Origin of the sequence: Collinsella sp. AM36-4AA, from assembly GCF_003467795.1 — a bacterium.
Classification (GTDB): domain Bacteria; phylum Actinomycetota; class Coriobacteriia; order Coriobacteriales; family Coriobacteriaceae; genus Collinsella.
The window spans coordinates 1-283 of the sequence record NZ_QSHS01000050.1 but is presented as its reverse complement, the minus strand read 5'-3'; the positions used below and the strand labels follow the sequence as shown (position 1 = coordinate 283).

Below are 283 nucleotides of genomic sequence, written 5' to 3'. Positions count from 1 at the left end.
ACGCCGGGCTCCACGAGCTCGAGGGTGCCGTGGAAGAAGTCGGCCGAGGTGATGTAGCGGGTGCGCTTCCACTGCATCTCCTCGAGGATGCACATCGAGAACAGGATGGTCTCGCCCCACAGGGCGCCGGAGCCGATGAACATGGTGTAGGGGGCCAGGGCGTACTTCTTGGCGAGCTCCTCGGCGCGCGGCTCGAAGCGCTTGCGGATATCGAGCATGTCCTTCCAGATGTCCTTGGTCTGCTCGATAAACAGATCGAACTTGGGGAAGCAGCCGCGGCGGT

1 pseudogene is annotated in these 283 nt (G+C 63.3%); it reads right to left on the bottom strand.

The features are described from left to right. Positions 1–283, bottom strand: a pseudogene (locus DW850_RS10465) (SIS domain-containing protein); the annotation flags it as partial.